The sequence below is a fragment of the Serratia rubidaea genome (assembly GCF_016026735.1).
Classification (GTDB): Bacteria; Pseudomonadota; Gammaproteobacteria; order Enterobacterales; family Enterobacteriaceae; genus Serratia_B; species Serratia_B rubidaea.
The window spans coordinates 333,631-359,557 of sequence record NZ_CP065640.1; the positions used below are offsets into that span (position 1 = coordinate 333,631).

The 25,927-nt window shown below is 58.3% G+C and carries 23 protein-coding genes; 2 read left to right on the plus strand and 21 right to left on the minus strand.

Translation table 11 applies throughout. The annotated features are described in order from the left end of the window. Nucleotides 1-2: 2 nt before the first annotated feature. From nlpE to I6G83_RS01545, 3 genes are read right to left on the minus strand one after another with little or no spacing between them, the layout of a single operon-like run. Complete coding sequence (nlpE, locus tag I6G83_RS01535; protein WP_015673536.1) at nt 3-683, minus strand: envelope stress response activation lipoprotein NlpE; 681 nt, start codon at nt 681-683, stop codon at nt 3-5. Between the two features lie 40 nt (nt 684-723). Next, on the minus strand, nt 724-1,137 hold the full coding sequence (gene arfB / locus I6G83_RS01540) for an alternative ribosome rescue aminoacyl-tRNA hydrolase ArfB (protein WP_015673537.1): 414 nt from the start codon (nt 1,135-1,137) through the stop codon (nt 724-726). 3 nt (nt 1,138-1,140) lie between these two features. After that, nucleotides 1,141-1,689, minus strand: a complete 549-nt coding sequence (locus tag I6G83_RS01545; RefSeq protein WP_054306188.1) for a YaeQ family protein — start codon at nt 1,687-1,689, stop codon at nt 1,141-1,143. A gap of 202 nt (nt 1,690-1,891) precedes the next feature. On the opposite strand from I6G83_RS01545, the gene I6G83_RS01550 reads away from it, so the two are divergent. Both I6G83_RS01550 and rof read left to right on the plus strand, forming a co-directional pair. Then, nucleotides 1,892-2,092 (plus strand): YaeP family protein, encoded by a 201-nt coding sequence (locus tag I6G83_RS01550; RefSeq protein WP_015673539.1) that lies wholly within the window; start codon nt 1,892-1,894, stop codon nt 2,090-2,092. Further along, complete coding sequence (gene rof, locus I6G83_RS01555) at nt 2,079-2,342, plus strand: Rho-binding antiterminator (RefSeq protein ID WP_015673540.1); 264 nt, start codon at nt 2,079-2,081, stop codon at nt 2,340-2,342. The genes I6G83_RS01550 and rof overlap by 14 nt, the downstream gene beginning before the upstream one ends. Before the next feature lie 53 nt (nt 2,343-2,395). Here the strand turns inward: rof and I6G83_RS01560 are convergent, their stop codons facing one another. The 18 genes from I6G83_RS01560 to cdsA all read right to left on the minus strand — a co-directional run bounded on the left by I6G83_RS01560 (nt 2,396) and on the right by cdsA (nt 25,922). After that, nucleotides 2,396-2,710, minus strand: a complete 315-nt coding sequence (locus tag I6G83_RS01560; RefSeq protein WP_054306189.1) for a c-type cytochrome — start codon at nt 2,708-2,710, stop codon at nt 2,396-2,398. 20 nt (nt 2,711-2,730) lie between these two features. Beyond that, nucleotides 2,731-4,041 (minus strand): tRNA lysidine(34) synthetase TilS, encoded by a 1,311-nt coding sequence (gene tilS, locus I6G83_RS01565; protein ID WP_054306190.1) that lies wholly within the window; start codon nt 4,039-4,041, stop codon nt 2,731-2,733. A 56-nt stretch (nt 4,042-4,097) separates the two neighbouring features. Then, nucleotides 4,098-5,558: a dipeptide permease DtpD gene (gene dtpD / locus I6G83_RS01570; protein ID WP_054306191.1), complete on the minus strand. Its 1,461-nt coding sequence runs from the start codon at nt 5,556-5,558 to the stop codon at nt 4,098-4,100. 71 nt (nt 5,559-5,629) lie between these two features. Further along, nucleotides 5,630-7,771 (minus strand): lysine decarboxylase CadA, encoded by a 2,142-nt coding sequence (gene cadA, locus I6G83_RS01575; protein ID WP_015673544.1) that lies wholly within the window; start codon nt 7,769-7,771, stop codon nt 5,630-5,632. Between the two features lie 95 nt (nt 7,772-7,866). Further along, entirely contained in the window at nt 7,867-9,210 is a 1,344-nt protein-coding gene (cadB, locus tag I6G83_RS01580; protein WP_015673545.1) for a cadaverine/lysine antiporter, read from the minus strand. A gap of 355 nt (nt 9,211-9,565) precedes the next feature. Then, nucleotides 9,566-11,110 carry a lysine decarboxylation/transport transcriptional activator CadC gene (gene cadC / locus I6G83_RS01585; protein ID WP_054306192.1) on the minus strand — a complete coding sequence of 515 codons (1,545 nt, stop codon included), beginning with the start codon at nt 11,108-11,110 and terminating at the stop codon, nt 9,566-9,568. Between the two features lie 90 nt (nt 11,111-11,200). Beyond that, entirely contained in the window at nt 11,201-11,590 is a 390-nt protein-coding gene (locus tag I6G83_RS01590; RefSeq protein WP_054306193.1) for a VOC family protein, read from the minus strand. A gap of 157 nt (nt 11,591-11,747) precedes the next feature. Further along, the gene (gene accA, locus I6G83_RS01595; protein ID WP_015673548.1) at nt 11,748-12,707 is read right to left on the minus strand and encodes an acetyl-CoA carboxylase carboxyl transferase subunit alpha; all 960 of its coding nucleotides are present in this window, start codon (nt 12,705-12,707) and stop codon (nt 11,748-11,750) included. Between the two features lie 12 nt (nt 12,708-12,719). Then, nucleotides 12,720-16,208 (minus strand): DNA polymerase III subunit alpha, encoded by a 3,489-nt coding sequence (gene dnaE / locus I6G83_RS01600; protein WP_054306194.1) that lies wholly within the window; start codon nt 16,206-16,208, stop codon nt 12,720-12,722. Nucleotides 16,209-16,290: 82 nt separating this feature from the next. Continuing rightward, nucleotides 16,291-16,884: a ribonuclease HII gene (gene rnhB / locus I6G83_RS01605; RefSeq protein ID WP_054306195.1), complete on the minus strand. Its 594-nt coding sequence runs from the start codon at nt 16,882-16,884 to the stop codon at nt 16,291-16,293. Next, nucleotides 16,881-18,029 (minus strand): lipid-A-disaccharide synthase, encoded by a 1,149-nt coding sequence (lpxB, locus tag I6G83_RS01610; RefSeq protein ID WP_054306196.1) that lies wholly within the window; start codon nt 18,027-18,029, stop codon nt 16,881-16,883. Before lpxB ends, rnhB begins: the two co-directional genes overlap by 4 nt. 3 nt (nt 18,030-18,032) lie before the next feature. Next, nucleotides 18,033-18,821 carry an acyl-ACP--UDP-N-acetylglucosamine O-acyltransferase gene (gene lpxA, locus I6G83_RS01615; protein ID WP_054306197.1) on the minus strand — a complete coding sequence of 263 codons (789 nt, stop codon included), beginning with the start codon at nt 18,819-18,821 and terminating at the stop codon, nt 18,033-18,035. A gap of 3 nt (nt 18,822-18,824) precedes the next feature. Continuing rightward, nucleotides 18,825-19,280, minus strand: a complete 456-nt coding sequence (gene fabZ / locus I6G83_RS01620; protein ID WP_015673553.1) for a 3-hydroxyacyl-ACP dehydratase FabZ — start codon at nt 19,278-19,280, stop codon at nt 18,825-18,827. Between the two features lie 282 nt (nt 19,281-19,562). Next, nucleotides 19,563-20,597 carry a UDP-3-O-(3-hydroxymyristoyl)glucosamine N-acyltransferase gene (lpxD, locus tag I6G83_RS01625; RefSeq protein WP_015673554.1) on the minus strand — a complete coding sequence of 345 codons (1,035 nt, stop codon included), beginning with the start codon at nt 20,595-20,597 and terminating at the stop codon, nt 19,563-19,565. 3 nt (nt 20,598-20,600) lie between these two features. Beyond that, nucleotides 20,601-21,098, minus strand: a complete 498-nt coding sequence (gene skp, locus I6G83_RS01630) for a molecular chaperone Skp (RefSeq protein WP_015673555.1) — start codon at nt 21,096-21,098, stop codon at nt 20,601-20,603. Nucleotides 21,099-21,254: 156 nt separating this feature from the next. Then, on the minus strand, nt 21,255-23,657 hold the full coding sequence (bamA, locus tag I6G83_RS01635; protein ID WP_054306198.1) for an outer membrane protein assembly factor BamA: 2,403 nt from the start codon (nt 23,655-23,657) through the stop codon (nt 21,255-21,257). Between the two features lie 35 nt (nt 23,658-23,692). After that, complete coding sequence (gene rseP / locus I6G83_RS01640) at nt 23,693-25,045, minus strand: sigma E protease regulator RseP (protein WP_054306207.1); 1,353 nt, start codon at nt 25,043-25,045, stop codon at nt 23,693-23,695. A gap of 28 nt (nt 25,046-25,073) precedes the next feature. Next, on the minus strand, nt 25,074-25,922 hold the full coding sequence (gene cdsA / locus I6G83_RS01645; RefSeq protein ID WP_015673558.1) for a phosphatidate cytidylyltransferase: 849 nt from the start codon (nt 25,920-25,922) through the stop codon (nt 25,074-25,076). Nucleotides 25,923-25,927 lie beyond the last annotated feature (5 nt).

Consider the following 25,927-nt stretch of genomic DNA (forward strand, 5'->3'; position numbering starts at 1 on the left):
AATCAGTTGTCGCAGCTCTTGGCCTTATCAAACTTGATGTTGCCGTCCGGCACCAGCGCTTTCTCCATCATTCCCTCTTCCATCGACGGCTGTACGCTGAAGTGGCCGCTGAGCATCAGGAATACCGGCTCGCCGCCTTCCACGCCGCTGTTGGCGTAACCGCGCTCCAGCGCCAGGTTGTTATCCACCGGGAAGGTTTTACCGGTCGCACAGTCTTTGAACACTGCCGCATCCGCCATATAGGTGTAGCTGCCGCGCAGCGCCATCGGCGTTTTCGGCAGCGCTTTTTCTACCGGCTGCAGCTGATAGTTCAGCTTGGAGTCAATCGGCGCGCCGCTTTGGTCCAGCATCTCCAGGTTTTTCCCCACCGGATGGAAATAGCGCTTATCGCCGTTGCTGTCGGTCAGCACCAGCTTGTCCGCCGTACGCGCCCATTTGCCGTAGTTGGCGAAGGTTTTATCGCCGTCACGGCTGCCGCGGTAGGTTTCCTGCAGCACAAAAGTGCCGTCTTCATCCAGGAACAGCGAGGTGTCCAGGCCTTCACAGTCGGCGCACGGCAATACGCCCTGATAGCTCTGCTTCATGGGCTGCAGCGCCTGCTCCTTGGGCTGATAATGATTATTACAACCGAACAATGACAGCGTCCCTGCGGCTAATAACAGGGCAATAGTTATTTTTTTCACAGTTTTTCTCCTACTGTGCTTCTTATCTCGATGATAGATGTCAGGGACGAACCTTCCCTCGTAGCGCTTTGGTTGCGCCTTTACGTACTTTGCTTTCCACGCGGCGCCGCTGTGAGCCTTTGCTTGGCCGGGTCGGCCGGCGCGTTTTTTCCACCACCATCGCCTGATGAATCAGCGCCACCAGGCGCGCCAACGCCGCTTCGCGATTCAGCTCCTGGCTTCGGTATTCCTGCGCCTTGATCACCACCACCCCTTCGCTGGTAATCAGATGATGCGTAAAAGCCAGTAATCTTTCTTTATAATACTCTGGCAGGCTGGAGGCCCGGATGTCAAAGCGCAAATGAATTGCCGTTGAGGCTTTGTTCACATGCTGGCCGCCCGCGCCCTGTGCGCGGATGGCCGTCAGCACGATCTCATGGTCCGCAATGGCGACGTTTCGCGATAGCGCCAGCACGCTTTACTCTCCGGCCCGTTGCCACTCGGCAAACTGGATTTCCAGACTACTCTGAGCGTCGGACAACCAAATAGTTCCCTCCTGCAGCGTTGCCTGCAGCGTCATATTGCGGCTGGCCAGCGCCGCCAACCGGGCCAGTTGCTCATCATTTAAAAAACGCACGCTGAGGTTGCGGTAGCCGGCCGTCTTGTTCTGCATCGACTGCCACCACACCTGTGCGGCGCGCTCGCCGTAGGCATACAGCACCACGCGCGGCGACTGGTTGCAGGCTTTTTTCAGCCGCTTCTCGTCCGGCAACCCCAGTTCGATCCACAGCTCCAGACCGTTGTGATCGTTGCGCTGCCAGAGCTCCGGCTCATCATCGGCGCTTAATCCCTTGGTAAACGTCAGGCGTTCATCGGCATGGCAAATCCACGCCAGCAGGCGCAGCATCATGCGCTGTTCCGTTTCCGAGGGGTGTTGCGCAAGGGTAAGCGCGGCGTCGTGATAGAAGTGCCTATCCATATCCGCGATATTGACCGTGGCTTTATAAATTGTTGCTTTCAGTGCCATGAGTAACCTCTTATTTCCAGCGCACAGTGTACTTGATTTCATCCGCTTACGCAGGGAAAGCTGGGGCACAGCCGCGCTAATCGGGGGTGCTGATAACTTAATAACAGCGTGCTATAGTCGTTGGGGATCGACAAACTCCGCAAACCTGCGCGCCATCGCATTAGCACTATTGATGGCTCTGCGGTTCTTAAGGGAGGAAATTGTGCAACAATACTGTGAGTTAGTACGACGTTTTTACGCCGGGATCGGCAGCGGAGATCTTGGCTACGTGCCTGATGCACTAACCTGTGTACTGAAGGCATTGGACGATGTGGCCGCCAACGGCGCACTGCCGTCCTCCGTTCGGGAACAGGCGGCCTTTGCCGCCGCTAACTTATTGGTGAGCGACTATGTTGATGAATGATGAGTACCAACCCATCAATTGCGATGATTACGACAACCTGGAACTCGCCTGTCAGCATAAACTTATTCTGAAGCTGGAGTTACGCGATGGCGAAGCGTTCGAAGCCAAAGCCGTCGATATGCTGCAAAAAAAGCGTGTTGAATATTTAACCATCGAACAGAACGGCCAGCAGCGCGATCTGCGCCTGGACCACATCAGCAGTTTCAGTCATCCGGAAATCGGCACCGTCGTCGTCAGCCTTTCCGACTGAACACCCGCCCCCTTCGTTTTACAGGGCAGCCGGACGGCTGCCCTCGTCGTCCTTTAAGGCTTCAGACTGGCGTAATACGCCGCCAGGTCCGCAATATCCGCATCCGACAGGCCGGAGACATACGCCTTCATCACCTCGGCCTGGCCGCCGGAGCGGTCGCCGCTCTGATACGCCTTGAGCGCATGCTCAAGGTACAGAGCATTTTGTCCGGCCAGATTCGGGTACATCGGCACCGACACCTTGCCCGCCGCGCCGTGGCAGGCCAGACAGCTGGCGGATTTATTCTTGCCTGCCGCCGCATCGCCCGCGGCCAGCGCCGGCAGGCAGAGCAGCCCGGCGGCTGCAATAACAACGCTCACAAATTTCATTGCCGTTCCTCTATTGGGACTTAAGTTTTCTGCCACCGCAGCGACCAGAACGCCCGTTCCGGCTGCGGCCGCCCCGCCTCGGTGATAAACACGCCGGGCGCGGCAATCAACTGCTCATCATAATAGAGTAAAGGGATACGTTCACGCTGCCAGGGCGGAATACCCAGCTCCTGCCACAGTTTTTTCGCCGCACGCGAATGCGCACGTCCGACGATGCGCAGCGTACCGCTGACGCCGAAGCGCACGCTGACGCGCTGCTGCGGCAGCGGCGCACACACGCGATCCGCCCCGCCCTCGCGGCTGAGCACGCCCAGGCCGTCCGGCAGGGTCAGCGGCGTCTCCCCCGTCCAGGCCAGGCGCTGGTCGTGCAAATCCGCCAGCGGCGGCAGCAGGTACAGCCGCTGGCGGAAGCGGCGGATCTGGTAGCCTCCCAGATGCAGCTGCGGCTCGGCGTCGCGGCGCGCCAGCGCCACCTCGTCCCACACCCGCTGCAGCTGTTCCCGCGCCGGCATGCTGACCGCAAACCCCGCGATCCAGCGGCGCAACAGGGCAAAGCGGCGCGCGGCGGAGCAAACGCTCAGGCCGTCGATCGCCAGCGAACGCGCATCGTCCTGCAGCGTCTGTAACTGTTCCGCCAGCAGCTCGTCCAGCAACTGTTCCTGCTCGGCGCACAGGCTGGCGCTACGCGCCGTCGCTTCGGCAAAGTGCGGCCAGCGCTGCTGCAACAGCGGCAGGACCTGCAAACGTAAAAAGTTGCGGTCGAAACGCGCGTCCTGATTGCTGTCGTCGTCAATCCAGCTCAGGGTATGCCGCCGGGCATAGTGCTCCAGCTGCTGACGGCTGACGCCGAGCAACGGACGCAGCAGCGTATGCTCCCCCAGCGCGCCGCAGGCGGCCATCGCCGACAGTCCGGCCGGGCCGCTGCCGCGCTTGAGCGCCAGCAGAAAGGTTTCGCACTGGTCATCCAGGTGCTGGGCGGTCAGCAGGCATTCATCCGGCTGCAGCGCCGCCCGCAGCGCCTGGTAGCGGGCATCGCGCGCCGCCGCTTCAATGCCGCCGTCGCGCGGGTCAAGCTGCACCCGGCGCACCGTCAGCGGCACCTGCCATGCCTCGCACTGCTGCCGGCAGTGCGCCACCCAGCGGTCGGCAAACGCACTGAGGCCGTGGTGCACATGCAGCGCGCGCAGCTGCAATTCAGGACGCTGACGGCGCAGCTGCACCAGCAGGTGCAGCAGCACGCTGGAATCCAGCCCGCCGCTGAAGGCCAGCATCAGCTGCCGGCGCTCTCCCAGCTGTTCCGCCAGCCGGGCGATCAATTGATTGGTGTCCATGAATAGGTTCTATCGTCTCGACATGGCTGCAAGGTAACCCCGCCGGCCATTATCAATCAAGCATTAACCGCCCGCGTTTGGCGACGCGCCACCAGCCACCAGCCGCCCAGCAGCACAATCACCACGCAGGCGCTGCCGCCGGCCCACCAGCCCACCTGCGCGAAGAAGTGCGTATAGGCCTGTACGGCGGCGCCGCTGGTCTGCTGCTCCACGGTATGGTTGGCAATCACGCCCGCCAGATAGTTCGCCACCGCGCCGGTTGCCAGCATATAAATGCCGGTCAGCACGCCGGTGACGCCGGGGATATTCAAGCGGGTGATCTGTGCCATCGCCACCGGATCGATAAACAGTTCGGCCGCCCCCATCAGCGCCAGACCGGCGATCATCATGCCCATCGAGCTCTGTTTGCCTAATTGCCCCAGCCGCGCATTGATCGCCATCAGCATAAAGCCGCAGCCGATCAGCAACAGGCCAAAAGCGAACTTGCACCAGATACGCAGCGCACGGCGGCCCGTTTCGCCGCTGCCCGCCAGCCAGGCCAGCGCCACGCCGCCCAGCATCACCGCCAGCGCGTTGACCGACTGGAAAAGCGCGGTCGGCACCGTCCAGTCAAACCAGCGCCGGTCAACGAAACGGTCGATAAACAGGCTGATAGAGCTGCCGCCCTGCTGCGCAAACGCCCAGAACAGCGTCCCCAGCAGCATCAGGCTGATAATTTGCCACAGCGCCCGCCGCTGGGCGGCTTCCGCCCGCCAGAGGATACGCGCCAGCCACGCTGCCGCCACCAGGCAAACCAGCATCAACAGATAGCCGGACAGGTCATAAAGCAGCAACAGAGTGAAAAACAGCGGAGCCAGCAGCAACGCCGCCGCCAGCCAGCCCCAGTTCGGCACGCCCCATCGAACGGCGCGCAGCTGGACCAGATTGACGCCGCGCACGCCGTGAAAATGGCGTCCGCCGCACAGGAAGATGGTCAGGCCGGCAAACATGCCGATCCCCGCCAGCGCAAAGCCGATATGCCAACCGTAGCGCTCCGCCGTCAGCCCGCAGGCGATCGGCGCCAGTATCGAGCCGACGTTGCCGGCGGCGTACAGCAGCGAGAACCCGCCTTCGCGCCGGGCGTCATGCGGCTGATACAGCTCTCCCAGCAGGCAGCTGATGTTCGATTTAAACAGGCCGTAGCCGCAGATAATGATCGCCAGCGCCAGGTACAGCGACTGGCTGGATGCACCGCTAAAGCCCAGCACCACATGGCCGAGCGTCATTAACAGCGCACCGGCGGTCACCGCCGCGCGGTTGCCTAACAGGCGGTCGGCCAGCCAGCCGCCGAGAATGGGGGTTACATAAACCAGGGAAGCGTAGGCGCTATACAGCCCGATAGCGTGGGCGTCGGAATAGCCGAGTTGGTGGGTAAGATAGAGAATAAGTAACGCACGCATGCCGTAAAAGCTGAAATATTCCCAAATTTGTATCGCTACGACATAGTAGATAGCGCGCGGCTGTGTGGGTGTTTGCATAGGTGTCTCCCATCAGTCGGAGGCCGAAAAAACAGAGGGAGGCGCGAACGCCTCCCAATGACTGATTACGCTTATTTCTCGTTTTTCAGCACCTTCACGGTGTAACGCCCGTCCGCCTGACGGTAGGCGCCGTGGATATCGGTCTCAAAGCCCGGATAATGCGCGCCGATTTCGCACAGCATCTGCAGGAACTCCAGGACCGGACGGCTCTCTTCGGTCAGCATCTCGCCCGGCATCACCAGCGGTACGCCCGGTGGGTATGGCAGGATCATGTTGGCATTCACCTTGCCGATCATCTCTTCCAGGTACACCTCTTCCACCTCGCCGTGCAGCTCTTTCTGGAAGGCCTGATACGGGTTCATCACCATGCTTGGCAACACTTCAAACGCGCGGTACATCAGATCCGGCAGATTGTGCTGCTCAACCAGACGGTGAATATTCTGCGCCAGATCCTGAATACGCATCTCTTCATAAAACTCAGGCGCTTCCTGATACAGCGACGGCAGCATGTTTTTCACCCGCAGGTTCAGGTCAAACGCGCGTTTGAATTCGGTCAGGGCTCGCAGCAGGCTCAGCGCCTTGGTTTTATCGATACCGATGCTGAACAGGAACAGCAGGTTATACGGCCCGGTTTTTTCAACGATAATGCCGTGCTCATCCAGGTATTTCGCCACGATGCTGGCAGGGATACCGAACGGCTGCATCTCACCCTCTTTGCTCATCCCCGGCGTCAGGATAGTGACCTTGATCGGGTCGAGGTACATATGTTCGTTATCGATGTTTTTGAAACCGTGCCAGGCGCTGTCGGAACGCAGCGGCCAGCATTCGGCCTCGTCGATATGCTCAGGCTGCCAGACGTCGAAGAACCAGCCGTCGGACTCGACTTTCAGCCGCTTGATCTCTTTACGGAACTTGATCGCACGCTCAACGGAACCTTCAATCAGGCGCTTACCGGCATTGCCTTTCATCATCGCCGCCGCGGTTTCGGTGGACGCCACGATGCCGTAGTGCGGCGAGGTGGTGGTATGCATCATGTAGGCTTCGTTGAAGGTCTCTTCGTTGATATCGCCTTTCACATGAATCATCGACGCCTGCGAGAATGCCGCCAGCAGTTTGTGGGTGGACTGGGTTTCATAAATCACCTTACCTTCCACGCGGTCGCCGCTCATCCCGCATTTACCTTGATAAATCGGGTGGAAGTTGGTGTAAGGCACCCAGGCGGAGTCAAAGTGAATCGACTTCACGTCCAGCGTGTTCTTGATAAAGTCGGTGTTGTACAGCAGGCCGTCATAGGTGGAGTTGGTGATGACCGCATGCACCGGCCAGCTGGCGTTCGGCGTATCTTTCACCCGTTTGGCGATGGTGGCGCGGCTGAACTCGCTCTGCGGAATACCGCCGAGAATACCGTAGGCGTTACGGGTCGGACGGAAGTAGATAGGCGTAATGTCGCTCATCATCATCAGGTGCGTCAGCGATTTGTGGCAGTTACGGTCAATCAGCACCGTGCTGCCCGCCGGCGCGGAGTACATGCCGACGATTTTGTTCGCCGTTGAGGTGCCGTTGGTCACCATAAAACTGCGCTCGGCGTTGAAGACGCGGGAAATATACTCTTCCGCTTCTTTATGCGGGCCGGAGTGATCCAGCAGCGATCCCAGCTCCGAAACGGAAATCGAAATGTCGGACTTCATGGTGTTCGGGCCGAAGAAATCATAGAACAGGCTGCCGACCGGGCTTTTCTGGAAGGCGGTGCCGCCCATATGGCCCGGCGTGCAGAAGGTGTACTTCCCTTCGCGGACGTATTTGAACAGCGCCTTGGTCAGCGGCGGCATAATGCGGTCGATATACTCATCGGTGTTCTGCTTGATCTTGGCGGCGATGTCCTGCGCTGCGCCTAACGCATACTCGAAGAAGCGCACCTGCATACGCAGATCGTTCAGGCTGACGTCCAGCGTCGAATAGGTGTTGGCGAAGGCATACAGCGGCATATATTCATTGAGCTGGCTGATTTCTTCACACAGTTCCAGGTTGTATTTGTCCCAGTCGAAGATGACGCCGCACAGGCGGGCGTTGTTTTCAATCAGCTTCAGCAGATCGGCGCGATCGTTGGGATAAACCAGGCGGAAGCCCAGCGTTTCCAGCGCCTGATGCAGCTCACGGATCGGCTCTTCTTTGAAGTAGACGCCCATGTGATTCATGATGGCAATAACGTTCATAGTATTTCTCCTGGCAAAGCCAGCCCCTTCCCGTCACGGCAGACAGGTCGGCAGGAAAAGGACTGGATAAATATCAGTAGGTTAGCGAGTGCGGCTTAGTGTGCTTTCGCCGCGGTGCTGTCTTCGATAGCCGCCTGTTTGGCGACCTGACGGGTGTTCATTTTCCGGGCGTAGAACATCAGGATGATCAGGCTGACGATAAAGGTGCCGGACAGTTCGAAGGAGTTGGCGCCCATCAGCGCGATAAAGCAGAAGCCACAGCCGCAGACGGAAGCAATCAGGCTCAGCAGGTTGCGTACGTTAACGCCTTCGAAGCGGATCAAATCCACGCAGGAGTAGAAGTAAGGCAGCATGGTCAGCAGCACCGCGATACCGGTCAGTTCAGCAAACAGGTCGGATGCCTTGCCGCCGCTGGAGCTCATCACGGTAATCAGCACCATCAGCGCGGTCATTTTGCAGCTGGCCAGCAGCAGGCCTTTTTTCGGAATGCCGTTTTTATCCAGCTCGCCGTACACTTTCGGGAAGTTGCCGTCATGGGCGGCGCGCACCCCGGCCTGACTCACCAGCATCATCCACGACCCCAGCGAGGTCAGGCAGGCGAACGCGGTAAAGGCGGAAACCATCGGTGCGGCCCAGTTGCCCATAATGGCGGAGGCGCTGACGGCGAACGGCGCGCCGCTGGCGGCCATTTGGCTGGCGGGGAACATACCGCTCATCACCTGCGTCGCGGCGATGTAGATAATGCCGGCCAACGCGGTGCCCAGCATGGTGGCCAGCGGCACGGTGCGTTTTGGATTTTTCACCATGCCGGTGCTGACGGCGGCGGATTCCACCCCGATAAAGGCCCACAGGCACAGCAGGATACTTTTAATCACCGCATGGCTGTCGGTGGTGCCGGAGGTGTTCCAGTTGGCGTGATAGGTGGCGATGTCAAACCAGTGCCAGCCGGCAACGGCAGTCACAATCACCGGGATCAGCACCAGCACCAGCCCAATGGTGGTCAGACGGCTGACCCAGGTACCGCCAAGCATATTCACAAAGGTAAAGACCCAGACAATGGCGATACAGGCGATGCCTGCCGGAATCGGGTTATTCAGGGCGGGGAAGAAGGTGGAAAGGTAAGAAACGGCGGTAATGCCGATGGCTAAATTACCAATCCAGTTGGCATGGTAATAAAGCACGCCGGTTTGGAAGCCAAACGCCGGAGAAATTTCCCCTGCGTAGGCGATGGGGCCGCCTTCCTGTGGGTTTTTGGTGGCGAGGCGGGCATAGACATAGGCTAAAGACATTGCGCCAATAATAGAGATTACCCATCCCCATATGGCGATACCGCCGAGGCTAGCCAGGTTCGCGGGTAATAACGCAATCCCGCTCCCCATCATATTACCGGCTACTACGCCGGTACAGGCAATAAGCCCAATTTTCTTGGATGAAGCCATGGTTAGTTTCTCCTGAGTGTTATTTTTTATAAGTCAGCATGGAAATAACGGACGGCGCCGCCTGACTTGATGCTCAGGATGTTAAACAGGCAAGGAAATAAAGTCCTAAAGATAAAGTGATATTACGCTCATGATCATACAAATGATAACCTGAGGTTTTTGGTTAACATATCAAGGGGTCAAGAAAAGATAAACAACCAGATAAAACAGCCAATTAGCAAATATTGATTGTTAATTAAAGCCGATCTTTACATCAATAAAACCCATCATTACGTTAACAAAATAAATATAATAACCAACAAAAAAAATAACCGCACCGCCAATCTTCATTCGCGGTGCGGTCAGTACGCGTTATTTATTGTTGCGTATAGTTATTCAGATAGGGCACCACGGCGCTGACCGAGGTCTGGAATATGCCGTTATGAATCCAGTGCAGCGTATTTTCACCGGGGCGTAGATTAAATGCGGTAATATAGGAGTCGGCAGCCAAATGGTTCTGCCCCTGCATTTCATACACCTTACCCAGCAGAACATAATTCAGCCATGACATCTGCACATCGATCGCTTTATTTATTGCCCGGTGCGCCTCGTCAACCCGCCCCTGCCCTAACGCCTCTACGGTATAGATCTGCTGCAGAATCGGGCTGTCCTGTAATTCCGGCACCGACGCCAGACGCTGAATATCGCGCTGCAGCTGAGCCAGCTGCTCGCTGTTGAATGGCTGATAAGAGTTACGTAATAAATCGACCAGCGTTTTTTCCGCGGCAATGTAGAGGAAATCTGGCGCGCTCCGCATCAGTTCATCCAGCAGCGCGCTGGCGCGCGTCAGCGACGCCATATCGCCCTGAATCAACAGCTGGTGCGCCTGATAGAACTGCTGCAGGGCCGGCCCCTGTTTCGGCAGCAGCTTATCCAGACGCGTCAGCAGCTGCGGCGGCCACGGCTGTTTCAGCACGGCGGACATATTGCCCAACAGGTCCAGCAGGATGGTGCGCTGATTGTCCTTGGTAAGAAAATAGCGCTTATCCAGCATGATGGAGCTGTCGGCGTTATCCACCAGCCGTACGGACAGGAAGCATTGCTGGGCGCGATAGTGGCGCTGGTTGACGAACTCAATGGTCAGCGACTTGCCGGAGCTGCTCGGCCCCGCGTAGTTATAGTTGGTCTGGTCATGCACCAGGAAGGTAGAGTAGGTGTTGAGCGAATCGGCAATCAGTTCACTGATGCCCACCACGTAGGAGAGTTGCGGCATCCAGTTGCTGCAGCTGTTGCCGCCCTGGATGCGGATATCGATATCCCGCGGGTTGAGCAGCATCGGCATGCTGGCCACCGGCACCCGCGATGACAGCGTGGCTACGCCGACAAACGCCACGCAGGCGCTGAGCGCCGTCAGGAAGCACAGCCATACCCAGAACGGCGAGCGCTGATAAAACCGCCGGCCGGCGCGTTCAGACGCTTTGGCCGCCGTCGGCGGCGGCGGTACATAGGCCGGCGCATCATCGTCTTCATCGCCGTCTTCCGGCTCATGCATAATCACCGCCACCTGCGGCGATGCCGACGGCGTCTCTGCGGTGGCGCTGCACCATATCACCGGCGCCGCCAGCTTATAGCCGCGTTTTGGCACCGTGATGATATATTCCGGACTCTGCTCATCGCCGTCTTTCAGGTACTTACGCAGCTCAGAAATGCTCTGCGTCACCACATGGTTGGTGACGATATTACGTTTCCAGACATTTTCGATCAGTTCATCCCGACTCAGCACCACATCCGGGTGCCGGGCGAAATAGAACAGCATATCGATTAAGCGTGGCTCCAGCGTCTTCTGACGCCCGTCACGGCTGATTTGGTTGTCAGCCGGCGTAACCAGCCACTCTCCGACGCGAAAAACAGGCTGTTGCATGGCGGAAATAACTCAAAGAGAACCCAAGGCAGGCGCGCGATAATAGCATATTCAGCCCGCAACCTGAGCCATTACGCGCCGATTAAGCATTCATTGTTCATATAATTCTAGCGGCAAGCCATCCGGATCGCTGAAGAATGTGAAGCGCGACTCGGTGTAAGGGTCAACCCGCACCGGTTCACAGGCCACGCCGGCGGCCTGCAGCTGCGCCACCGCCTGCTCAATATCGTCGACGCTGAACGCCAGATGGCGCAGGCCGCAGGCTTCCGGGCGGCTGACCCGCGCCGGCGGCGACGGAAAAGAAAACAGCTCAATCACGTACTGGCCGTTCAACGCCAGATCGCCCTTCCAGGAGTCACGCTCCGCGCGGTAATACTCCCCCTGCAGCGTAAAACCCAGAATATCGCAGTAAAAGTGCTTACTGGCGGCATAATCGGACGCGATAATCGCAATATGGTGCACCTGACGTAATGCCAGCATGGTTTTCTCCTTCTATTCAGACCCTTGGCAACATATCGGCCGCCATGACCGACGTCAACGGGGAAACGGCTGAAAACGCCCTGGTGGAAGAAGAGCGCCGCGGTAAATCGCAGGCATAAAAAAACCGCCCGCAGGCGGTTTTTTGTCGGCAAGCGGATCAGCAGTAGCCGTAGTTCATCAGGCGTTGATAGCGGCGGTTAAGCAGCTCTTCTTTGTTCAGGCCGTCCAGATCGGTCAGATCCGCCAGCAGCTGCGCCTTCAGCGATTCGGCAATCGCCGGCACATCGCGGTGGGCGCCGCCCAGCGGCTCCGGGATCACCGAGTCGATCAGCTGCAGCTCTTTCAGACGCGGCGCAGTGATGCCCATGGCCTCAGCGGCAATCGGCGCTTTATCCGCGCTCTTCCACAGAATAGAGGCGCAGCCTTCCGGTGAGATCACCGAATAGGTGCTGTACTGCAGCATATTCACTTTGTCGCCCACGCCGATCGCCAGCGCGCCGCCGGAACCGCCTTCGCCGATAACCGTACAGATCACCGGCACGTTGAGGCGTGACATCTCACGCAGGTTGCGGGCGATGGCTTCCGACTGGCCGCGCTCTTCCGCACCCACGCCCGGATAAGCGCCCGGGGTATCGATAAAGGTGATGATCGGCATGTTGAAGCGCGAGGCCATTTCCATCAGGCGCAGCGCCTTACGGTAGCCTTCCGGCGCCGGCATGCCGAAGTTGCGACGAATCTTTTCCTTCGTCTCACGGCCTTTCTGGTGGCCGATGATCATCACCGGACGGCCGTCCAGACGCGCGATGCCGCCGACGATGGCTTTATCATCGGCATAGGCGCGATCGCCCGCCAGCTCTTCAAAATCGGTAAAGATATGTTCGATATAATCCAGGGTATAAGGACGGCGCGGGTGGCGTGCCAGTTGAGCAACTTGCCAGGCCCCAAGATCGGAGAAAATCTTGCGCGTCAGCTCAACGCTCTTCTCACGCAGGCGCTGAACTTCTTCGTCCAGATTAATATCTAATTTTTCGTCTTGACGGCTGACGGCAGTCAGCGAGTCAATTTTCGCTTCCAGCTCTGCAATCGGCTGTTCAAAATCAAGAAAATTCAGACTCATAGCATTCCTATATTAGTCAAATTCCAGTTCCACCTGTTCATTACCGACCAAAGTCCGTAAGTCTATCAACAAGCGGTCCGTGGGCGTCACTCGCCAGGTTGCGCCAAAACGCAGCTTGGCGCGAGCGTCGATCCGTTGATAGTACAGATGTACTGGAATCGTCCCCGATCGATGCGGTTCCAACGACTGGCGGAGACGGTTCAAAAGCTGGTCATCAATTTGCCTGTCCGTCAGCGAGATAGCAAGCCCGCGCGCATATTTTTCACGGGCTTCACTGATGTCCATTAGCTCGCGGGCGGTCATTTTAAGCCCACCGCTAAAGTCATCAAAGCTGACCTGTCCACTGGCAATCAGGATACGGTCTTTTTCCAACAAATGCTGGTATTTTTCTAACGCGTCGGTAAATAACATCACCTCCAGACGTCCGGAACGGTCATCCAGGGTGCAAATACCGATGCGATTGCCGCGCTTGGTGACCATGACGCGCGCGGCAACCACCAGCCCGACGGCGGTGGTCATCTTGCCCCGGTCCGTCGGGTGCATATCTTTCAAACGCATGCCGCCGGCGTAACGTTCGATCTCCTTCAGATACTGGGTTATCGGGTGGCCGGTCAGGTACAGCCCCAGCGTTTCCCGCTCGCCGTCCAGCACCACCTGCTCCTGCCACGGCGCCACGTTGGCGTAGGATTGCTCCACCTGCTCCGGCGCTTCCGCCAGTACGCCAAACATATCCACCTGGCCGATCGCCTCGGCCTTGGCATGCTGATCCGCCGCTTTCAACGCGTCAGGCAGCGAGTTCATCAGCGCGGCGCGGTGCGGCCCCAGCCGGTCGAAAGCGCCGGACATAATCAGCTTTTCCAGAATACGCCGGTTAAGCTTTTTAATATCCGAACGCGCGCACAGGTCGAACAGATCTTTAAAATAGCCCTGCTCGCCGCTGTTGCGTGCTTCAAGAATAGCCTCAATCGGCCCTTCGCCCACCCCTTTAATCGCGCCGATGCCGTAAACGATCTCGCCGTCATCGTTGACGTGGAAGTGGTACAGACCGCTGTTGATGTCCGGCGGCAGGATCTTCAGCCCCATGCGCCAGCACTCGTCCACCAGGCCGACCACCTTATCAGTGTTGTCCATATCGGCGGTCATTACCGCCGCCATAAACTCGGCCGGATAGTGCGCCTTCAGCCACAGCGTCTGGTAAGACACCAGCGCATAGGCGGCGGAGTGAGATTTGTTAAAGCCGTAACCGGCGAATTTCTCCACCAGGTCAAAGATTTTCATCGACAGCTCGCCGTCGATGCCCATGCTCTTCGCGCCCTCTTCAAACACCGAGCGCTGTTTCGCCATCTCTTCCGGCTTTTTCTTACCCATCGCACGACGCAGCATGTCCGCGCCGCCCAGCGTATAGCCGGCCAGCACCTGGGCAATCTGCATCACCTGTTCCTGATACAGGATAATGCCGTAGGTCGGCTCCAGCACCGGTTTGAGCGTCTCGTGCTGCCACTGGATATCCGGGTAGGAGATCTCTTCACGGCCGTGCTTACGGTCGATAAAGTTATCCACCATGCCGGACTGCAGCGGCCCCGGACGGAACAGCGCCACCAGTGCGATCATATCTTCGAAGCAGTCGGGCTTCAGACGTTTGATCAGGTCTTTCATGCCGCGCGATTCAAGCTGGAACACCGCCGTGGTTTCCGAGCGCTGCAGCATGTCGAAGCTTTTCTTGTCGTCGAGCGGGATCGCCGCGATATCGATCGGCGGCTCACCGCTCTTGGCGCGCCGGGCGTTGATCATCTCCAGCGCCCAGTCGATGATGGTCAGGGTACGCAGCCCCAGGAAGTCGAACTTCACCAACCCGGCGTATTCCACGTCGTTCTTGTCGAACTGGGTCACCGGGTGATGCCCTTCGGCGTCGCAGTACAGCGGCGCGAAGTCGGTAATCTTGGTCGGCGCGATCACCACGCCCCCGGCGTGTTTACCGGCGTTACGGGTGACGCCTTCCAGCTTGCGCGCCATGTCGATCAGCGCCTTGACCTCTTCGTCCGCCTCGTAGATTTCCGGCAGCTGCGGCTCGGCGGCGAAGGCTTTCTCCAGCGTCATGCCCGGGTCTGGCGGCACCAGCTTGGAGATGCGGTCGACAAAGCCGTACGGATGCCCCAGCACGCGGCCCACGTCGCGGATAACCGCTTTCGCCGCCATGGTGCCGAAGGTAATAATCTGCGATACCGCCTCGCGGCCGTACATGTCCGCCACGTGCTCAATCACCCGGTCGCGTTTTTCCATGCAGAAGTCGACGTCGAAGTCGGGCATCGAGACGCGTTCCGGGTTCAGGAAACGTTCGAACAGCAGGTCGAACTCCAGCGGATCCAGATCGGTGATTTTCAGCGCATAGGCCACCAGCGAGCCGGCGCCGGAACCTCGCCCCGGCCCTACCGGCACGTCGTTATCCTTCGACCACTGGATAAACTCCATCACGATCAGGAAGTAGCCGGGGAAGCCCATCTGGTTGATGACTTTCAGCTCGATATCCAGACGTTCGTCATATTCCGGCCGCCGCCGGGCGCGCTCCTCCGGGTCCGGATACAGGAACTCGAGGCGCTCTTCCAGCCCCTCGCGCGACTTGGCAACCAGGAAGTCTTCCGTGGTCATCTCACCGGTCGGGAACTGCGGCAGGAAATACTCGCCGAGGCGAATGGTGACGTTACAGCGCTTGGCGATTTCGACGCTGTTGATCAGCGCCTCGGGGATATCGGCGAACAGCTCGCACATCTCATCTTCGCTGCGCATATACTGCTGCACGCTATAGTTGCGCGGACGTTTGGGATCGTCGAGGGTAAAGCCGTCGTGGATGGCGACGCGAATCTCATGCGCGTCAAAGTCATCTTCCACCAGGAAGCGCACATCGTTGGTGGCCACCACCGGCAGGCCGCGTTCGGCCGCCAGCGCCACCGCCGCGTGCAGGTAGTTCTCCTCATCCGGGCGTCCGGTGCGGATCAGCTCCAGGTAGTAACTGTCGGGGAAATACTGCTGATAAAACTCCAGGCACTGATCGACCTGCGCCTGATTGCCGCGCAGCATAAACTTGCCCACGTCGCCCATGCGCGCGCCGGACAGCAGAATCAGCCCTTCGCGGTGTTCGATCAGCCAGTCGCGGTCGATAATCGGGCCTGCCGCGCCGTAGCCGCGCTGGTAAGCGCGGGAAATCAACAGCGTCAGGTTTTGATAGCCGGCGTTGTTCGCCGCCAGGACGGTCAGCTCGGCCAGCTCATCGCCCAGCACTTCGCTCTGCACGTGGAAATCCGCACCGATGATCGGCTTTACCCCGGCGCCGTGCGCCGTGCCGTAAAACTTCACCAGGCCGCACAGGTTGGTAAAGTCGGTGATGGCCAGCGCCGGCATCGCCAGCGCCGCGGCCCGCTTCACCAACGGACCGGTCTTGGCGAGCCCATCTATCATGGAGTAGTCGCTGTGAACGCGCAGGTGAATAAAACGAGGTTCGGCCATATCCAGATACCAAAATGGGGGGCTCAGCAGGCTGAACCCGGGTTAACTCCAGCGTATTGTCAGGCCAGGTTCGGCCCGCAGATTACAGCTCCAGCGCCCGTCTTACCGGGGCAAAGCTGCGGCGATGATGTTCGGTGGCGCCCAGCGCGGCCAGCCGCTCAAGATGGAAAGCGGTCGGATAGCCTTTATGCTGGGCAAAGCCATATTCCGGGAAGGCGCGATCCAGCTCGGTCATTTCACGGTCGCGCGTCACTTTCGCCAGAATCGACGCCGCGCTGATTTCCGCCACGCGGCTGTCGCCCTTCACCACCGCCTGCGCACGCATCGGCAATGCCGGGCAACGGTTACCGTCGATTAAAACCATATCCGGCTCAATATGCAACCCGGCCACCGCCCGCTGCATCGCCAGCATCGTGGCATGCAGAATGTTCAGACGGTCAATCTCCTCCGGCTCGGCGCGTCCCAGGCTCCAGGAGAGCGCCTTGGCGATAATCTCATCATACAGCGCCAGCCGGCGCTTTTCGCTGAGCTTTTTCGAGTCGGCCAGGCCGGCGATCGGCTGCGCTGGGTCAAGGATCACCGCCGCGGTAACCACCGCGCCGACCAGCGGGCCGCGCCCGACTTCGTCCACGCCGGCGATCAGCCGGGCGTCGGGATAGATAAAGGCTTCGGTCATTTGTTTGCCAGCTCCAACACAGCCTGAGCGGCCTGTTCGTCGGCACCGCAACGGATGCTCTGATGCAGTTCAAGGAAAGTCTGTTTCAACTGCTCCGCCTGCGGGCTCTCTTCCAGCAGCGGCAGCAGCGCCGCGGCCAGTTTGTCCGGCACGCAGTCATGCTGCAGCAGCTCGGTGACGATTTCACGCCCCGCCAGCAGATTCGGCAGCGAAACGTACGGCGTTTTCACCAGCCGCTGCGCCAGCCAGAAGGTGAACGGCTTCATGCGGTAACCCACCACCATCGGGCACTTGGCCAGCATGCACTCCAACGCGGCGGTGCCGGAAGCCAGCAGCGCCGCATCGCTGGCGATCATCGCCTCGCGCGCCTTGCCGTCCAGCAGGTGGGCGGGAAGGTCCGGCGCAACCTGCGCCTTGATGCGCTCGAACTGCTCGCGTCGCTTGGCGTTCACCAGCGGCACCACCACCTCGAGATCCGGGTAGCGGGTGCGCAACAGCTGCGCGGTCTGCAGGAAATCGGCGCTCAGAATCTCCACTTCCGCACCGCGGCTGCCGGGCAGCAGCGCCAGGCAGCGCGCGTCGGGCGCAATGCCCAGTGCGGCGCGCGCGGCCAGCCTGTCCGGCTGCAGCGGCATCGCATCGGCCATGGTATGGCCGATAAAACGGCAGGGAACGTTGAAACGATCGTAAAACGCCTTTTCAAAAGGGAGAAACGCCAACACCAGGTCGGTCGCCTTGCCAATTTTGAAAACGCGCTTTTGACGCCAGGCCCAGACGGACGGGCTGACATAGTGAATGGTGCGGATACCACGCTGTTTCAGGCGGCCTTCCAGCGTGATGTTGAAGTCTGGCGCATCGATGCCGACAAACACGTCAGGCGCCAGTTCGCTGAAGCGGCGGGTCAGATCCTTGCGAATCTTCAACAGGCGGGGCAAGCGCTCCAGCACTTCCACCACGCCCATCACCGCCAGCTCCTCCATCTCATACCAGGCTTCGCACCCCTCGGCCTGCATCAGCGGGCCGGCGACGCCGACAAAGCGCGCGTCCGGGTGACGGGCCTTCAGCGCGCGAATCAATCCGGCGCCAAGAATATCGCCGGAGGTCTCGCCGGCGACCAGTCCGATAGTCAATGGACGTGTTGACATAACTCAGCGAATAATGCCGCGGGTGGAACGCGCAAAGAAATCGAGGAACTGCTGAACCACCGGCTGCTGCTGCGCCAGCGCTTCGATTTCCGCCTTGGCTTCGTCCAGCGTTTTTTCGCTGCGATACAGGATTTTGTAAGCGTTGCGAATCGCCTGCATTTCATCCTTATCGAAGCCGCGACGCTTCAGGCCAACGGCGTTCACGCCGAACGGCGTGGCGTGGTTGCCCTGGGCAATAACGAAAGGCGGCACGTCCTGCGCAACGCCGGAGCAGCCGCCAACCATGACGTGCGCGCCGATAATGCAGAACTGGTGAATAGCCGTCATACCGCCGATGATCGCATGGTCGTCAATCTCCACGTGGCCCGCCAAGGTGGCATTGTTGGCCAGTATGCAGGAGTTCCCCACCACGCAGTCGTGAGCCACGTGCACATTAACCATCAGCAGGTTATCGTTGCCGACTTTGGTCACGTTGGTGCCCTGCGCCGTACCGCGGTGAATGGTCACGCTCTCGCGAATGCGGTTGCGATCGCCGATTTCAACGCGCGTCGGCTCGCCCGCATATTTCAGATCCTGGTTCACTTCGCCGATGGAGGCGAACTGATAAATCTGGTTTTCGCGGCCAATTTTGGTAATGCCATTGACCACGACGTGGGATTTAAGCACCGTGCCTTCGCCGATTTCCACCTGGGAGCCGACGTAACAGAATGGGCCAATGTGCGCTCCGGCGCCGATAACGGCACCGTCTTCAACAATCGCGCTTGGGTGGATAAAGGCGGTTTGGTCTATCACGGATTATGCCTCCCGGCTGCGGGCACACATCATGGTTGCTTCGCAGACAATTTTACCGTCGACGGTCGCCACGCCTTTAAAGCGCGTCAGGCCACGACGAGTTTTCTCGAAAGTAACTTCCATAATCATCTGATCGCCAGGCACGACCGGACGCTTAAAGCGCGCTTCGTCAATACCGGCAAAATAGTACAGCTCGCCCGGCTCCAGCTTGCCGACGCTTTTAAACGCCAGAATGCCGGTGGCCTGCGCCATGGCTTCCAGGATCAATACGCCTGGGAAAATCGGCTTGCCAGGGAAGTGGCCCTGGAAAAACGGCTCGTTAACGGAAACGTTTTTTACCGCACGCAGATATTTATGCTCTTCAAACTCAAGTACACGGTCAACCAGCAAGAATGGGTAACGATGAGGGAGCAATTCCAAAATTTCTGCAATATCTAGAGTATGAGTGTCAGTAGTCAAAATACTCTTCCTGTCTCTAAAAACTGATGGCATCAACAACACGGCCTGCGTTGACCCCAAAAGGAGATCATCAGGCAGGCCGCAAATTCACAACTCTTTGCGCTTTTAGCCGCAAGCGGCCAACGCGTTTCGTTTTTCTACCCAGTTAGGCGGGCGGCGGTGATTATACCCATCATCCTGCAAGCTGCATCTTTATTTTGCACTTCGTTTCCCTATACGTGCACGATATTGCCTGCAGTATTTCATTTTGGGACTGAATACGCCGTGATGCAGCGGGCAAGCTTATTGGGAATCGTCGTCTTTACCGACTTTTCGTTCGACAGCTTTCAAACGCTTGCTGATCTCATCGATATTCATCACCAACGCGGCGGTTTTACGCCAGGCTTTGTTGGGTTGTAACGGAATACCCGAAGAGTATACCCCAGGTTCGGTGATTGGTCGCATAACCATTCCCATTCCCGTGACCACCACCTGATCGGCAATCTCCATGTGACCGTTGATCACACTGGCGCCGCCGATCTGGCAATAGCGGCCAATCTTCAGACTGCCGGCCATGATAACGCCGCCGGCAACGGCGGTATTTTCACCAATTACCACGTTATGCGCAATTTGGCATTGGTTGTCGATGATAACACCATTTCCGATCAGAGTGTTATCCAGCGCGCCGCGGTCAATGGTGGTGCAGGCGCCAATCTCGACGCGATCGCCGATGATCACCGTGCCCAGCTGGGGGATCTTCACCCAGTTGCCGCGCTCGTTGGCGTAGCCGAAACCGTCTGCGCCGATCACCGTACCCGACTGAATCAGGCAGCCTTGGCCGATTTCAACCTCATGGTACACGGTGACGTTTGCCCATAAGCGCGTACCGGCGCCCAGGCGAGCATTCTTGCCGATAAAACAGCCCGGACCGATAACCACGTTATCGCCGAGCACGGCGCCTGACTCGATCACCGCATTGGCGCCGACGGCCACGTTTTGCCCAAGCTGCGCCTCAGGAGAGATGACCGCGCTCGGCGCGATATCCTGAGCCGGTGCCGGCGTGGTATCCATCAGCTGCGCCATGCGCGCGTAGGTCAGGTAGGGATTCTTCACCACCAGCGCCGCGCTGCGGCAGTGTGGTAAATCTGCTTCGGTCAGCACCACGGCGCTGGCCTGACAGGAAGACAGCTGCTGTTGATAGCGGCTGTTGGACAAAAAGGTAATTTGGCCAGTTTGTGCGGAATGCATAGAAGCAATGCCGGTGATGACGAGATCGCCATCACCGTGCAATTGTGCATCCAACTGCTGCGCTAAATCAGCCAGTCGAATTGAAGGCATGTGTTATTTAACCTGTTTCAGCACGTCAGCAGTAATGTCTTTGGAAGAACCTGCGTAAGCTACGGCGTTGGCGTCGATCACCACGTCATAACCTTCTTTGCTGGCAACAGTTTTCACTGCATCCTGAATACGGCTCAGGATCTTGTTACGCTCTTCCATCTGACGACGGCGATTGTCCTGCTCGAAAGACTGGGCTTTCTTGGAGAACTGCTCGCGCTGCGCCATCACGTCTTTTTCCAGCTTGCTGCGCTCGCTTGCCTTCATCGTAGAGCCGTCACGCTGCAGTTTCTGCATTTTAGTCTGCAGGCTGCGTTCCATGTTCTGGAGTTCACTTGCACGGCCTTTGAATTCGTTTTCCAGTTGTTTCGCCACGGTCTCACGAGCTGGCAACTGTTGGAAAATGCTGGAAACGTTAACGACAGCAATACTGTCAGCAGCCTGAACGCTCGCTGAAGCAGCCATTGCTAAACCGAGGCCTGCGGCACACAACCACTTTTTCACTATAAACTCCTTACCATCACCGTTTGTGTCATTCGACACGTGAAATACACAATCTGCCAGACTTATCTCACGAAACAATGAGACTTTTCTCCCTCTGCCGTTTCGACAGTCTGGCCATTGCGATTCTTAGCAACGTTTTACGCAGAGGTAAAACCGTTACCAGGTCTTACCAATATTAAACTGGAACTGCTCGGATTTATCGCCTTCGTAATCCTTAAGCGGGTTGGCGTAAGAGAACACCAACGGCCCCAGCGGTGACATCCACTGTAGAGCAATACCGGCAGACACGCGAATATTGCCTGGCTTGCTGTAATCCGGAATGTCATACCCTGCGGTCTGGCTCTTCTCCCAGTTGGTATCCCACACGGTACCCGCATCGACGAACAGCGAGGTGCGTACCGAGTTGGCATATTTCTCGCTGATAAACGGCGTAGGCGTAATCAGCTCCATGCTGGCGACCGCCATGGCGTTACCGCCGACCGCATCGTCAGAGCCGCACAGCTTGGTGCCGTTGCTGCAGCTGTAGGAGTTGGAATTGTAGTACACCGCCTTCGGACCAATGGTATTGGACTGGAAGCCACGCACGGAGCTGGAGCCGCCGGCATAGAAGTTCTCATAGAACGGCATTTCCTTACCGCCCAGACCGTCGGCATAACCCAGACGGCCGCGGCCCAACAGCACCCAGGTGCGATCGTCGTTGATCGGCACGTACTGTACGCTGTCCAACGTCACTTTGTAGTATTCGTTGTCAGAGCCAGGAATGGTGATTTTACCATTCAGGGTGGTGCGGTTACCGGAGGTCGGGAAGTAACCACGGTCAAGGTTGTTATAGGTCCAGCCCAGGTTCAGCGTGAAGTCATCCGCCTTGTAGCTGGCGCGATCCATGGTGTTCGGATCCTGCCCCATCGAGTTCAGGTAACGCCACATGGCGATCTGCGGCTGCATGTCGGACAGGCTGTTATGCACATAGCCCAGGCCGGCGCGCAGCGAGTTGTTCTCGTTGATCGGGAAGCCCAGCGTACCGTCAACGCCGTAGCTGCTGTTGGTATAGTCAGACAGGTCTGCGTCGTCGGCCTTAAAGTCGTTATAGAAGATACGACCGCCCAGACTCACACCGTCAACGGTGAAGTAAGGGTTGGTGGCAGACAGCTCCGCATAGGTCTGATAGTCGTTCTTGGTGCCGCTGACGCCCACCGAGTAGCCGGTGCCCAGCCAGTTGTCCTGCTGAACGCCGACCTGGAAGCTGACGCCGCTTTCCGTGCCGTAACCGACGCCGAAGTTGAAGGTACCGGTGTTGCGCTCTTTCACCTTATAGGTGACGTCAACCTGATCGGCGGTGCCCGGTACGCGCTGCGTTTCAACGTCCACGGTCTCGAAGTAGCCCAGGCGGTTCAGACGCTCTTTGCCCTGCTCAACCTGATCGTTGCCCAGCCACGCCCCTTCCATCTGACGCATTTCGCGGCGCAGTACGGAATCTTTACTGGTGTCGTTGCCTTCGAACTTGATGCGGCGCACGTAGAAGCGGTTGCCCGCGTCGATGTTGACATGCAGCTTGACGGTTTTATCCGCGTCGTTGATTTCCGGCTGGGTCTGTACGCGCGGGTAAGCGTAACCATAACGGCCCAACATCTTCTTGATGTTGTCTTCCATCTTGGTCACTTTGCTGCCGTTGTACAGTTCGCCCGGCTCAATCTTGGTCAGTTGGGCGACTTCGGCCGAATGGCCCGCCAGGTTGCCGTTCACCACCACGTCGGAAAGCTTGTACTGATCGCCTTCGGTGATATTGATGGTGATGTAGATGCCTTTCTTGTCCGGCGTCAGGCTGACCTGCGTCGAATCAATGTTGAAACGCGCATAGCCGCGGTCCAGATAGAAGCTGCGCAGGGTCTCAAGGTCGCCCGCCAGTTTCTGCTTCTGGTATTTGCGATCGCCGACCACGTTCCACCACGGCACCTCATCACGCAGTTGGAAGCGTGAAATCAGTTCATCGTTGGTGAAGGCATGGTTGCCGACGATGTTGATCTGTTGAATTTTTGCGGAAACCCCTTCCGTGAACACCAGTTTCAGGTCGACACGGTTGCGCGGCAGCGGCGTCACCACGGCTTTCACCGAGGCGCTGTACTTACCGACGCTGTAGTAGAAGTCTTCCAGACCTTTTTCAATACTGGAGATCGTGGTGCGGTCGAGCGCTTCGCCGACCCGGACGCCGGAGGCTTCCAGGTTTTGCTTGAGCATGTCATCTTTCACCGACTTGTTGCCGGAGAAAGTGATGCTGGCAATGGTAGGACGTTCCTTAACCTGCACGATCAACGTATTACCATCGCGCAGTACGCGCACGTCCTCGAAGTTGCCGGTGGCAAACAAGGCACGAATGGTATTACTGATGTCATCGTCAGTGACGGTATCGCCTACGCGAACCGGCATGTTGAGTAACGCCGCACCGACGGCGACCCGCTGCAGGCCTTCGAAATGAATGTCTTTCACCACGAACCCGTCTGCACCGTATACGGTGGCGCTGCCAAACAGCAGCGACGCTATGAGCAACTTTTTCATCGCCATCGTTGTTATGCGTTCTTCCTAACCTATCCCCGCCCTTACAGGCGAGAAAAATCATTGAAAAGTGCAAGACCCATTAACAGCACCAGCAAAATCGAGCCTATGCGGTAGCTGTAGTCCTGTACTCGCTCGGATACCGGGCCGCCCTTCAGCTTTTCTATCGCCAGGAAGAGGAGGTGCCCACCATCTAACACCGGTAATGGGAACAGGTTGATGATCCCAAGGTTGACGCTAATCAACGCCAGGAACATCAAGTAGTACACAAACCCGACCCCGGCTGAAGCCCCGGCGCCCTGTGCAATAGAAATCGGGCCGCTCAGGTTGTTCAACTTCACATCACCGGTGATTAATTTACCCAGCATGCTGACCGTTAGGCGCATGATTTGCCAGGTCTTGTCCCCGGCCTGATACAGCGCCGAGAACGGTCCAAACTGACGAATCGTCTTGTACTCATCCGGCAGCGGCAACACTTTCGGAATAATGCCGGCAAAGCCGATACGTTGACCATCCGCCGTCTTGCTGTCCGGAACCAGCGTTAACGACAGCGGCGCGCCGTTTCTTTCAATCTCTAAAGCCAGCGGCTGCCCCGGGCCGTCGTGAATGCGTTTCACCAACGTTTGCCAACGCCCCAAAGGCTGACCATCGACTTTAACGATCCTGTCCCCGGCTTGCAAACCCGCTTTTTGCGCTGCCGAACCGGACTGCACCTGCGCCAGCACCGATTCAATCTGCGGCCCGCGGGGGATCATCCCCAGCGACACCACCGGATCCTGCTTGTCTGGCTCAAACTTCCACTGGCGCAAATCCAGGGTTTTATTCACCACCTGCGATGAGCCGAAAGGCGCAATGCCCACCTCGGTTTTGTCATCGCCAATCTTGGTCACCAGCGCCAGACGAACAGCTTCCCAATCAGGCGTTTCGATACCGCCAACGGACTTTAGTTCCATTCCGGGTGAAATTTGCGCCTGAGCGGCGATAGATTGTGGTGATATTTCGCCAATAACCGGACGAAAGCTGGGGACGCCGATGATAAACACCAGCCAGTAGGCAACCACGGCGAACAGGAAGTTGGCGATTGGCCCGGCGCTGACGATGGCGGCGCGCTGCCAGACGGTCTTATTGTTAAAGGCCCGGTGACGCAGCTCGGGCGCCACCGTCTCCACGCGCTCATCCAGCATTTTGACGTAGCCGCCCAGCGGAATCAGCGCGATAACAAATTCGGTGCCGTGACGGTCAGTGCGGCGCCACAGGGCGCGGCCAAAGCCGATAGAGAAGCGTTCAACGCGGACGCCGCAGCGGCGGGCCACCCAAAAGTGCCCGAACTCATGCACGGTAATCAATATACCGAGTGCAATAATAAACGCTACCAGGTTCCAGAGCACGCTGAACATCATCCCTACACTCCCCGTCACGGACGGATTAAAACACTAACAGCATCAAACAGGCAAATACCGGCACGGCGGCGGTCAGGCTGTCGATACGATCCAGTATCCCGCCATGTCCCGGAATCAGATGGCCGCTGTCCTTGATGCCCGCTTCCCGTTTGAACATGCTCTCGGTGAGGTCGCCCAGCACCGAGGCCAGCGCGGCGGTCACCGAGCAGACCAGCAGGGTCGCCGGCACCACGTTCAGCGGCGCATAGCGGCCGAACAGCCAGGAGATCAGCGCCGAGGTCACCAGACCGCCGATCAGGCCTTCCCAGGTTTTCCCTGGCGAGACCTTCGGCGCCAACTTGTGCTTGCCGAACAGCTTGCCGAAGACATAGGCGCCGGAATCCGCGCCCCAGACCAGCAGCATCACATACAGCAGCCACCAGGCGCCGGTAAAATGGTTTTGCTCATAGCCGAACTGACGCAGTGCCAGCATGCCCCAGAAGAACGGCACGATGGTCAGGATGCCGAACACCAGCCGCAGCGGGCGCGAATTACGCCACAGCCCCGCGGAGCCCGGATAAAACAGCACCAGCAGCAGCGCCGCCAGCCACCATCCGAGCGACATCCACAGCGGCCCGCCCACCTGCAGCAGGTGGACGGACTGATGATAGGCCGGTACGCTCAGCATCATCAGCGCCAGCAAAAAGCCGCAGAGTATCGCCAACCAGATACGTTGAGAACGGGAAGCAAAACCGGCCAGCTGGCCCCACTCCCACGCAGCTAACATGCACACTACCAGCGTTACCAGGGCGAATCCCACCGGAGGCAGCAAAAACAGTGCTGCAATAACGATCGGTATTAAAATCAGAGCAGTTATGAGGCGATACTTCAGCAAATGTT

Bases quoted from the DNA above. Each gene is read 5' to 3' on its own strand.
- I6G83_RS01545 (WP_054306188.1), bottom strand. From the start codon at position 1,689: ATGGCACTGAAAGCAACAATTTATAAAGCCACGGTCAATATCGCGGAT.
- rof (WP_015673540.1), top strand. From the start codon at position 2,079: ATGTTGATGAATGATGAGTACCAACCCATCAATTGCGATGATTACGAC.
- I6G83_RS01560 (WP_054306189.1), bottom strand. From the start codon at position 2,710: ATGAAATTTGTGAGCGTTGTTATTGCAGCCGCCGGGCTGCTCTGCCTG.
- tilS (WP_054306190.1), bottom strand. From the start codon at position 4,041: ATGGACACCAATCAATTGATCGCCCGGCTGGCGGAACAGCTGGGAGAG.
- dtpD (WP_054306191.1), bottom strand. From the start codon at position 5,558: ATGCAAACACCCACACAGCCGCGCGCTATCTACTATGTCGTAGCGATA.
- cadA (WP_015673544.1), bottom strand. From the start codon at position 7,771: ATGAACGTTATTGCCATCATGAATCACATGGGCGTCTACTTCAAAGAA.
- cadB (WP_015673545.1), bottom strand. From the start codon at position 9,210: ATGGCTTCATCCAAGAAAATTGGGCTTATTGCCTGTACCGGCGTAGTA.
- cadC (WP_054306192.1), bottom strand. From the start codon at position 11,110: ATGCAACAGCCTGTTTTTCGCGTCGGAGAGTGGCTGGTTACGCCGGCT.
- I6G83_RS01590 (WP_054306193.1), bottom strand. From the start codon at position 11,590: ATGCTGGCATTACGTCAGGTGCACCATATTGCGATTATCGCGTCCGAT.
- accA (WP_015673548.1), bottom strand. From the start codon at position 12,707: ATGAGTCTGAATTTTCTTGATTTTGAACAGCCGATTGCAGAGCTGGAA.
- dnaE (WP_054306194.1), bottom strand. From the start codon at position 16,208: ATGGCCGAACCTCGTTTTATTCACCTGCGCGTTCACAGCGACTACTCC.
- rnhB (WP_054306195.1), bottom strand. From the start codon at position 16,884: ATGACCGAAGCCTTTATCTATCCCGACGCCCGGCTGATCGCCGGCGTG.
- lpxB (WP_054306196.1), bottom strand. From the start codon at position 18,029: ATGTCAACACGTCCATTGACTATCGGACTGGTCGCCGGCGAGACCTCC.
- lpxD (WP_015673554.1), bottom strand. From the start codon at position 20,597: ATGCCTTCAATTCGACTGGCTGATTTAGCGCAGCAGTTGGATGCACAA.
- bamA (WP_054306198.1), bottom strand. From the start codon at position 23,657: ATGGCGATGAAAAAGTTGCTCATAGCGTCGCTGCTGTTTGGCAGCGCC.
- rseP (WP_054306207.1), bottom strand. From the start codon at position 25,045: ATGTTCAGCGTGCTCTGGAACCTGGTAGCGTTTATTATTGCACTCGGT.